This window comes from Dactylosporangium sp. NPDC051484, from assembly GCF_040689395.1.
Lineage (GTDB): Bacteria > Actinomycetota > Actinomycetes > Mycobacteriales > Micromonosporaceae > Dactylosporangium.
On the sequence record NZ_JBFAZX010000049.1, the window covers coordinates 19,279 to 28,478 of the forward strand.

The 9,200-nt window shown below is 68.7% G+C and carries 9 protein-coding genes; 7 read left to right on the forward strand and 2 right to left on the reverse strand.

Annotation, left to right across the window (positions count from 1 at the left end; all coding sequences use genetic code 11):
* The first annotated feature begins 4 nt into the window (after positions 1-4).
* The 6 genes from AB0367_RS36840 (at position 5) to AB0367_RS36865 (ending at position 6,043) form a co-directional block, all read left to right on the forward strand.
* Positions 5-1,603 carry an ABC transporter substrate-binding protein gene (locus AB0367_RS36840; protein ID WP_366231152.1) on the forward strand — a complete coding sequence of 533 codons (1,599 nt, stop codon included), beginning with the start codon at positions 5-7 and terminating at the stop codon, positions 1,601-1,603.
* Between the two features lie 63 nt (positions 1,604-1,666).
* Complete coding sequence (locus tag AB0367_RS36845) at positions 1,667-2,638, forward strand: ABC transporter permease (RefSeq protein WP_366231153.1); 972 nt, start codon at positions 1,667-1,669, stop codon at positions 2,636-2,638.
* Positions 2,635-3,525, forward strand: a complete 891-nt coding sequence (locus tag AB0367_RS36850) for an ABC transporter permease (protein ID WP_366231154.1) — start codon at positions 2,635-2,637, stop codon at positions 3,523-3,525. The genes AB0367_RS36845 and AB0367_RS36850 overlap by 4 nt, the downstream gene beginning before the upstream one ends.
* Positions 3,522-4,373 (forward strand): ABC transporter ATP-binding protein, encoded by an 852-nt coding sequence (locus tag AB0367_RS36855; protein ID WP_366231155.1) that lies wholly within the window; start codon positions 3,522-3,524, stop codon positions 4,371-4,373. The genes AB0367_RS36850 and AB0367_RS36855 overlap by 4 nt, the downstream gene beginning before the upstream one ends.
* Positions 4,370-5,320: an ATP-binding cassette domain-containing protein gene (locus tag AB0367_RS36860; RefSeq protein WP_366231156.1), complete on the forward strand. Its 951-nt coding sequence runs from the start codon at positions 4,370-4,372 to the stop codon at positions 5,318-5,320. Before AB0367_RS36855 ends, AB0367_RS36860 begins: the two co-directional genes overlap by 4 nt.
* Positions 5,321-5,332: 12 nt before the next feature.
* Complete coding sequence (locus AB0367_RS36865; RefSeq protein WP_366231157.1) at positions 5,333-6,043, forward strand: sulfite exporter TauE/SafE family protein; 711 nt, start codon at positions 5,333-5,335, stop codon at positions 6,041-6,043.
* A gap of 96 nt (positions 6,044-6,139) precedes the next feature.
* Here the strand turns inward: AB0367_RS36865 and AB0367_RS36870 are convergent, their stop codons facing one another.
* Complete coding sequence (locus AB0367_RS36870) at positions 6,140-7,237, reverse strand: glycoside hydrolase family 19 protein (protein ID WP_366231158.1); 1,098 nt, start codon at positions 7,235-7,237, stop codon at positions 6,140-6,142.
* Between the two features lie 375 nt (positions 7,238-7,612).
* Here AB0367_RS36870 and AB0367_RS36875 point away from each other — a divergent pair, with 375 nt between their 5' ends.
* Complete coding sequence (locus AB0367_RS36875; RefSeq protein ID WP_366231159.1) at positions 7,613-8,566, forward strand: DUF5996 family protein; 954 nt, start codon at positions 7,613-7,615, stop codon at positions 8,564-8,566.
* A gap of 52 nt (positions 8,567-8,618) precedes the next feature.
* Here AB0367_RS36875 and AB0367_RS36880 read toward each other — a convergent pair whose 3' ends face one another.
* Complete coding sequence (locus AB0367_RS36880; RefSeq protein ID WP_366231161.1) at positions 8,619-9,185, reverse strand: DJ-1/PfpI family protein; 567 nt, start codon at positions 9,183-9,185, stop codon at positions 8,619-8,621.
* Positions 9,186-9,200 lie beyond the last annotated feature (15 nt).

The following is a 9,200-nucleotide window of genomic DNA, read 5'->3' on the forward strand; positions in this document are numbered from 1 at the left end:
ACTGATGAAACGTAGATTGGCAGCATTACTCTGCTCTGTGGCCCTGTTCGCCAGCGCCTGCGGTGGTACGGCATCGCCGCAGGGTCAGGCCGGTGGGGCCGGCGACACCCTGATCATCGGCGGGCCCCTGGAGCCGCGCACCCTCAACCCGGCGGTGCAGTCCGGGATGGTCACCGCGCTGCCGGGGGCGCAGCTGTTCGCCAGTCCGATCCGGTACGGCAAGGACTTCACGCCGATGCCATACCTGGCCAAGAGCTGGGAGTTCTCCGCCGACCAGCTCTCGCTGACCCTGCATCTGGTCAGCGGCGCGACGTTCCACGACGGCGCGCCGATCACCTCGGATGACGTGGCGTTCTCGCTGGAGTCGGTGAAGAAGTACCACTCGTTCGGCAAGCCGATGTTCGGGTCGGTGAGCTCGGTCGAGACACCGGACAAGGAAACGGCCGTCATCAAGCTGTCCAAGCCGACGCCCGCGCTGTTGCTGTCAATGTCGCCGGCGCTGCTGCCGATCCTGCCCAAACACATCTACGGCGACGGGCAGGACCTGACCAAGCACCCCCGCAATGTCAAGGACGTCGTCGGTTCCGGGCCCTTCAAGCTCAAGGAGTTCACCGCTGGAAACCGGCTCGTCCTGGAGCGCAACGACGCCTTCTTCCTCCAGGACCGGGCGAAGCTCAAGCAGCTGATCGTGAAGTTCTACCCGAACTCCTCCGCGACCTCGACCGCGCTGGAGGCCGGCGAGATCGGGATGGAGATCTCCTACGACCCGGTGGACGCCGACCGGCTGGCGAAGAACTCGAAGCTGACCGTGGCCACCACGGGTTACGAGGCGGCCGGTGCGCTGAACTGGCTGGAGCTGAACACCAAGAACCAGTACCTGAAGGATCTCAAGGTCCGGCGGGCCGTCGCACACGCGGTCGACGTCGACTTCATCGTCAACCAGTTGCACGCCGGGATTCCGCAGGTGGCACCGGGGCCGATCCACCCGGGCAGCCCGTTCTTCAGCAAGGACCTGGTGACCTACAACCACGACACGGCCAAGGCCGCCGCACTGCTGGACGAGGCTGGCTTCCCAGCAAAGGCCGATGGAACCCGGTTCTCCCTGCGCGTCGATTACAACCCCGGCAACGACGTGACCGGCAAGAACGTGGCCGAGGCGATCGCCTCGCAGCTCAGCAAGGTCGGCATCAAGGTCGAGGTGCGCAACGCCCCCGACTTCGCCACCTGGTCCGAGCGGGTCTCCAAGTACGACTTCGACCTGACCATCGACACCGTCTACAACTGGGGTGACCCGACCATCGGGGTGAGCCGGACCTACGTGTGCGACAACATCAAGCCCGGCGTGGTCTGGGTGAACATGGCGCAGTACTGCAACCCCACGGTGGACCAGTTGTTCGCCTCGGCCGCGCAGGAGATGGACGTCGAGAAGCGCAAGCAGCAGTACCGCGACGTCCAGCAGCAGATCACCACCGACCTGCCGGTGGTGTTCATCGAGACGCAGCCGATCGTGAACATCTACAGCAAGGCATACACCGGCATGCCAGACGGGATCTGGGGTGCGATGGCCCCGTTCCTGGAGGCGACCGGGGCGCAGGCCCGCTGATCCAGCCCGGGCCGGCGGGCAACGCCCCCGCCGGCCCGGCCCAAACCTCGAAGGACAGACATGATGCTCGCCGGGCTCCGGCGGCTGGCCAATGCGGTCGCGCTGATCGTCGCCGTCGTCCTGCTGAACTTCCTGCTCATCCATCTCGCCCCGGGGGACCCGGCGGTGGTACTGGCCGGGGAGGCCGGCGGGACCTCGCCGGAGACGCTGGCGGCGATCCGGCACACCTACGGCCTGGACCGGCCATTGCCGGCGCAGCTGCTCAGCTATCTCGGCCAGGTGCTGCATGGCGACCTCGGCCACTCGTACTACTTCGACGCCTCGGTGACCTCGTTGATCTGGCAGCGACTCGGGCCGACGCTGCTGCTGGCGCTGTCGGCGATGCTGTTCGCACTGATGCTCGGCACCGTGCTGGGGGTCACCGCGGCGCGCCGGCCGAACGGTGCCTACGGCAGTGCCATCACGGTGCTGTCGGTGGTCGGCTTCGCGATGCCGGCCTTCTGGCTGGGCAGCCTGCTGGTGCTGCTCTTCGCGTTGCGATTGGGCATCTTCCCCACCTCCGGCATGGAGAGCGCGATCCCGCAGACCGGCTTCGCCCGGATGGTGGACGTCGGTCAGCACCTGGTCCTGCCAACGGTCTCCCTGGGTCTGGTCTACCTGGCGTTGTACAGCCGGACGGCCAAGGCGAGCATGGTCGACGTGCTGGGATCGGACTACATCCGGACCGCTCGCGCGAAGGGTGTAGGGCCTCGCGGTGTGACGTTCAAGCACGCTTTCCGCAACGCGCTGATGCCGGTGGTGACCGTCGCCGGCCTGCAGACCGGGGCGCTCCTGTCCGGCGCGGTGCTGGTGGAGATCGTCTTCAACTGGCCCGGCCTGGGCCGGCTGGCGCTGGACTCCATCCTGCGCCGCGACACCCCGGTGCTGCTGGGCATCCTCGTCGTCTCGTCGGTGGTCGTGATCGTGGCGAACCTGCTCACCGATCTCGCCTACCGGCTGATCGATCCCCGAATCCGGACCGGAGTGGCTCGATGACCGACACGATGCTCCCGCGCCCGACCAGCCGACGCGCCGGCTCCCCGGCTCGACGAGGTTCAGTGTTCGTGGCGCTGCTGCGCAGTCCGGTCGGGCTGGCGGGGATACTGCTGCTGGCGATCTGTCTGCTGGCGACGGTGTTCGGGCCGATGCTCTACCGCGTCGACCCGATCGAGATCGTCGGCCGGCCGCTGCTGCCGCCGGGCGCACCGGGCGCTCCGCCGCTAGGGACCGACGAGGTGGGCCGAGACCTGCTGGCCGGCCTGCTGAACGGCGGGCGCGTGACCCTGCTGGTCGGCGTGGCCGCCGCGGCCCTGTCCACGCTCATCGGCGTAGTCATCGGCGGGCTGGCCGGGTACCTCGGCGGCTGGATCGACTCGGCGCTGATGCGATTCACCGAGTTCTTCCAGGTCCTGCCGATCCTGCTGTTCGCGATGGTGCTGGTGACGTTGTTCCAGCCGAGTGTCGGCATGCTGTCGTTCGCCATCGGCATCGTCGCCTGGCCGGGAACGGCGCGGATCACCCGCGCCGAGTTCATGCGTATCCGAACGCTGGACTACGTGCGGGCGGCACGGGCGATCGGCACCAAGAACCTGCGGATCATGCTGCGGCTGGTGCTGCCGAACGCGCTGCCGCCAATCATCGTGATCTCCACGCTGGTCGTCGGCTCGGCGATGCTGTTCGAGTCGGGGCTGAGCTTCCTGGGGCTGGGCGCCCCGGGCACCGTCAGCTGGGGCACCATGCTCGGCGACAACCGGGACAAGCTGGCGATCGCCTGGTGGACGGTCACCCTGCCCGGGGCGGCCATCTTCCTGGCCGTAGTGAGCATCAGCCTGATCGGTGACGGTCTCAACGACGCGCTGAACCCGAAACGGCGGAAGCGATGATGGCGCCCATCCTGACCGTCGAGTCGCTCGGCGTGACGTTCGGCGGTGGTACGCCCGCCGTCAAGGACCTGTCCTTCGACCTGTACCCCGGGGAGACGCTGGCGGTGGTGGGCGAGTCGGGCTCCGGCAAGTCGGTGACCTCGCTGGCGATCATGGGCCTGCTGGACGACTCGGCAACGGTGACCGGCCGGGCCGTGTACGTGGACGCGTCCGGCAGCCCGGTCGAGCTGCTCGGCCTCCGCGAGAGAGCACTGCGCCGGCTGCGCGGCAACGAGATCTCGATGATCTTCCAGGAACCGATGACGGCGCTGAATCCGGTGCTCACCGTGGGCGAGCAGATCGCCGAGGCGCTCCGGCTGCACCAAGGGGCGTCCCGGCGGGCGGCCAGGACCGCCGCCGTCGAGGCCATGGAGCAGGTCCGCATCCCGGACCCGGCGCGCCGCAGCGGGCAGCACCCGCACGAACTGTCCGGCGGGATGCGGCAGCGGGTGATGATCGCCATGGCCATGGTGTGCCGGCCGCGGATCCTGATCGCTGACGAGCCGACGACGGCGCTGGACGTGACGATCCAGTCGCAGATCCTCGGTCTGCTTTCCGACCTGAAGGACGAGACCGGGGCCGCGGTGGTGCTGATCACCCACGACATGGGCGTGGTGGCCGAGATGGCCGACCGGGTGGTGGTGATGCAACGGTCTCGGCTGGTCGAGCAGGGAGCCGTGGGCGAGATCTTCCACAATCCGCGCGAGCCCTACACCCGGATGCTGCTCGATGCGGTGCCTCGGCTCGGCGCGTTGGCCGGCATCGATCACCCGGTGCCGTTCCCGCTCGGCAGCGAGGACTACAGATGAAGCCGATTCTGGAACTGACCGACGTCGTCAAGCGCTTCCCGCTACGCGGCGGCAGCGCGGTACACGCGGTGGAGCACGTGTCGCTGTCGGTTCCGTCCGGCCGGACGGTGGCATTGGTCGGCGAGAGCGGGTGCGGCAAGTCGACGCTCGCGAACCTGGCGATGCGGCTGGAGAAGCCGGACTCCGGTTCGATCGTCCTGGACGGCGTTGACATCACCCACCTGGGTTCGCGCGCGCTGCGACCGCACCGGCGGAAGATCCAGATGGTCTTCCAGGACGCGTTCGCCAGCCTCAACCCGCGTGCGACGGTGGGCAGCTCGGTGGCCGAACCGTTGCGGGTGCACGGCACGCCGGGTGGTGCGACGCAGGAGGATCGGGTCGCCGAGCTGTTCCGGCTGGTCGGTCTGGACCCGTCAGACATGGCGAAGTACCCGCACCAGTTCTCCGGCGGCCAGCGGCAGCGGATATGCATCGCGCGGGCGCTGGCGTCCCAGCCGTCGCTGGTGGTGGCCGACGAGGCCACCTCGGCGCTGGACGTATCGGTGCGGGCGCGTGTGCTCAACCTGTTCATGGAACTGCAGGAGAAGCTCGGCGTCGCCTACCTGTTCGTCAGTCACGACCTGGCGGTGGTCGAGCGAGTGGCGCACCAGGTGGCAGTGATGCGGCTGGGCCAGATCGTCGAGTTCGGCTCCCGGCCGGACATCTTCACCGACCCGCGGCACCCGTACACACGGCGGCTGCTGGAGGCGGTGCCGGTAGCCGACCCGCAGCGCCGCCGGACACGAGACCGCAGCAACGAGGAACTGGCCAGCCCGGTCCGGGCGCGCGGCAGCAGCCCCGAACGGGTGACGATGCGTGAGGTGTCGCCCGGACACTGGGTGGCCGAACCGACCGGAGGGGAACGGCCCTCCCCCGCCGACGCGGCCACCCGCCGCAGCATCGAGTAAGGCGACCAACGAGTGACCATCGTTCTGGCCGCGGCGGTGATCGCGGCGGCTTCGGCGGCCCAGGCGATCACCGGCTTCGGCTCGGCGCTGCTGGCCGTTCCGTTCCTGACGATCATTGCCGGTCCCCGGCCGGCGGTAGTGGCGGGCCTGATGGTCGCGGTACTGCTGTCGATCGGGGTGGCCGTCGCGGAGCGCCGGCACGTGCTGTGGCGGCCGGTGCTGCTCATGGGGGGCAGCGGTGTGGTGGCCGCCCCGGTCGGCCTGCTGCTCTTGCGGACGCTCTCCGACCGCGACCTGACCGTGCTCATCTGCGGCGTGCTGTTGCTCTCCGCGGTGATGATGACGGTACGGATCCGGCTGCCCGCCACCGATTCCACCATGATCTCCGCCGGCCTGCTCAGCGGCGTCCTGCTCACCAGCACCGGACTGAACGGACCGCCCCTGGCGGTCGCGCTGGCAGCGCAGGCGCAACCACCGCGGACAAGCCGGGCCACGCTGTCGATGGTGTTCGTCGTGCACGGCTTCGTCGGCAACATCTTGGTGCTCGCTTCCGTGCAGGTGACCAGCTCGACGCTGACCATCGGCGCGGTCGCGGTCCCGGCGATGATCCTCGGCTGGGTCGCCGGCGATCGGGTCAGCCGGCGGATGGACCAGACCTGGACTCGACGCGCGGTCATCGCGCTCCTCGTGGTCGGCGCGGTCCTCGCGGCGGCGATCGCTTGAGTCATTCGGCGGCCTGCCCGAGGCCGCCGCAGGCGCTGACGCACGGACCGGTCGCGCTGGGCGTGACCGGTCCGCCGATGGCAGTGCTCGTCCGCGTCAGCAGGTCAGGTTGCCACCCGCGGGAACGCCCAGAATCCCGACGAACCGGTTGTAGAGGTTCACCCGGCTCTGCACCTGTCCGGTGTTCCCGCCGTTGCACTCGATGCCGTTGATCGCCCGGATCGTGGTGCCGAAGCCCTGCCCGTTCACCATCGCGTTGTGCGACGTCGTGCCCGCGCTGCCCGCACCGGTCATCCAGTACCACAGCCCGGTCTGCCACGAGATCGACGCGTTCGTCGCCACCAGCTCCGGGTTGTTCAACAGGTCGACGCCGAGCGCGTCGCCCGCCGCCTTGTAGTTGAAGTTCCAGCTCAGCTGGATCGGGCCGCGGCCGTGATACGCCGACTGACCGGCGGGGCACCCGTACGGCTGGCTCCGGTCGCAGTAGTTCGGCCAGGCGGCGGTGTTGATCTCGTGGATGTACACCAGACCGCCGGTTTCGTGGCTGACGTTGGCCAGGAACGCCGCAGCCTCCTGCCGCTTGACCGTGTCGCTGCCGGTCGTGGCGAACGTCGGGTACTTCGTCATCGCACTGGTCAGCCCGGCGTAGGTGTAGAACGAGTTCCGGTTCGGGAACATCTGGTTGAACTGGGCCTCGCTGACCACGAAGCCGCTCGACGTCCCGCCGCCGGTACCGCCGCCGGTGCCGCCTCCGCTGCCGCAGGCGTACGGCGACCAGTACCACGTGCTGATCGTCGGGTCGTAGCCGGGATTGTCATGGGTCGCCTGGTAGTACTGACCGTTGCTGTACCGCACGATGGCACCGGTCGCGTAGTTCTGCCCGGCCACCCAGTTCGGGTAGTTGCACGAGCCCGTGCCGCCGCCTCCACCGCTGCCGCTGCCGCAACTTCCGTTGTCGGTCCACACGCCGGAGCCGCCGGTGCTCGGCGCCTCGTGCTGCGTCCACCACTTGGCGGTCCAGTTGTGGCTGTTGTACGACGCCTGCATGCCGCCGGTGTACACGGTGCTGTCGGCATAGGCCGGCACGCAGGCGGCGGCCGCGTCGGCGGCGGTCACCGGCAGGATCGCGGCCGCGGCCGCGGCGAGCGTCAGGCCCGCTGTGGCCACGAGCGTGACTAGTCGTTTTCTGAGCATGGGTAGTTACCCCTCCCGTGGGTTCTGGGGGTCAAGACATGGGCGGCTGTCCATGCATATTTGTAAACAAAACTTCTTCTTTTGTAAAGTATGTTACTTGTTGACCACCTGAGAAGCCCTCCGGGCAGCGCCATCCCGGCCACAACGGGGCCTCGCGCGCCAACACCAACCGCGCCAACACCAACCGGGCCGACCCGCACGAGCTTGCCGAACTTCGCATCGCCCTTGACGCGAACGACGCCGGCGAGTCGGCGCGACGAGATCATGCCACTTCGATGTGGACTCCCCCACCTCACAGACCGATCGGGCGCATGATCGGGGCCGTTTCGGGCAGCACGCACGGAGACAACCGACGCCGCGACGCTGGGGGCGGAGATGAACAATCAGCGGCAGCAGTGGGCGGCCCTCCCGGTCGCCGATTGGGAGCCCACCTACGACACGCTGCACATGTACACCCAGATCATGGGGAAGATCTCGCTGGCGTTGCGGCCCATGACGAACCACTGGTGGCAGGTCGCGCTCGAGCTTTACGCCAGGGGCCTGCGGACGGCGGCCCTCCCGCACGGTGCGCGTACCTTCGAGATGGACCTCGATCTCGTCGACCACGTGCTCCACATCGACACCGATCGCGGCGAGCGGCGCAGTGTCGATCTGGGCCGGCCCGTGCGCGACTTCTACACCGACACGATGACGGCGCTCGATGACCTGGGGCTGCACGTGCCGATCTGGACCCAGCCGGTGGAGGTGGCGGATCCGATCCCCTTCGACGAGGACACCGTGCATTCGACGTACGACCCGGCCCAGGTCGAGCAGTACTGGCACGTCCTGTGCCAGGTCGAGGGGGTCCTGGACGAGTTCCGGGCCCGCTTCACCGGCAAGGCCAGCCCGGTCCAGTTCTACTGGGGCTCGTTCGACCTCGCCACGACCCGGTACTCCGGCCGGCCCACCGACCCGCCGCCGAACGCCGACACGATCACCCGGTTCAGCTACACCGCGGAGCAGAGTTCGCTCGGCTTCTGGCCCGGCGGCACCTGGCTCAACGGCATGCGCGTCGAGCAGCCGATCTTCTACTCCTACACCTATCCGGAGCCGCCGGGAGTTCGCGACCAGCCGGTCAGCCCAGCGTCGGCGCGCTTCGACGCCGGCCTCGGCGAGTTCGTGCTGAGCTACGACGACGTCCGGCGGGCGGACGACCCGCGCCGGGCGATCCTCGACTTCGCCCAGACCACGTACGAAACGGGTGCCCGGCTCCAGCATTGGCCGCGCGAAGTGCTCGAATGGACGCCGCCAACGCCGCCGAGCCATCGCCGGGCAATGTCGGCGATCTGAACGGGCACCGCGCGGGCCGCTGTCAGCGCCTGTCCCCGGCCCGAAGCGAACATCAGTTTCCCGGGCCACCGCGGCGGTCAGCGCGCCGCCGGATAACGCCGACACGCATTGGTTCGGTCAACGCCCAGTGCGTGGTGCACCGCCGGCAGTCCGGGAGCGCGGCCTCGCCCACGGCCACCGCGCCGGTGCACACGGCCGCGATCCGGGCTCCGCTGCTGTGCGCCGCTCGCAGCCATGCCACCACCGGTTCCGACACCAGGTCCCTGTCCCGGGTCCGGCTCGCGTAGCCGCCGTCCGGGCACCAGGACCAGATCGCCGGGGCCGGCCTTCGGCGACCGCCCGATCCCGGCCAGCGCCAGCCCCTGCGCCGATCGCACCTGTTCGGCCTCGGCCACGAACTCACGGGACCACCCGGGTCGGCACCGACCGTCACACGTGCCAGGAGGTCACCGGACCTCACCACCGACAGCAAGGGATGATGGACAATACGGCCATTACATAGATTTCTGGAGGACCAGGTGTCGCAGATCGAGACGGTGGCGAAGGCGCAGTTGTACGACGCGTTCGCGGTCAGCGGGAAAGCACTGTCCAACGGCAAACGCCTCGAACTGCTCGACATACTCGCCCAAGGCGA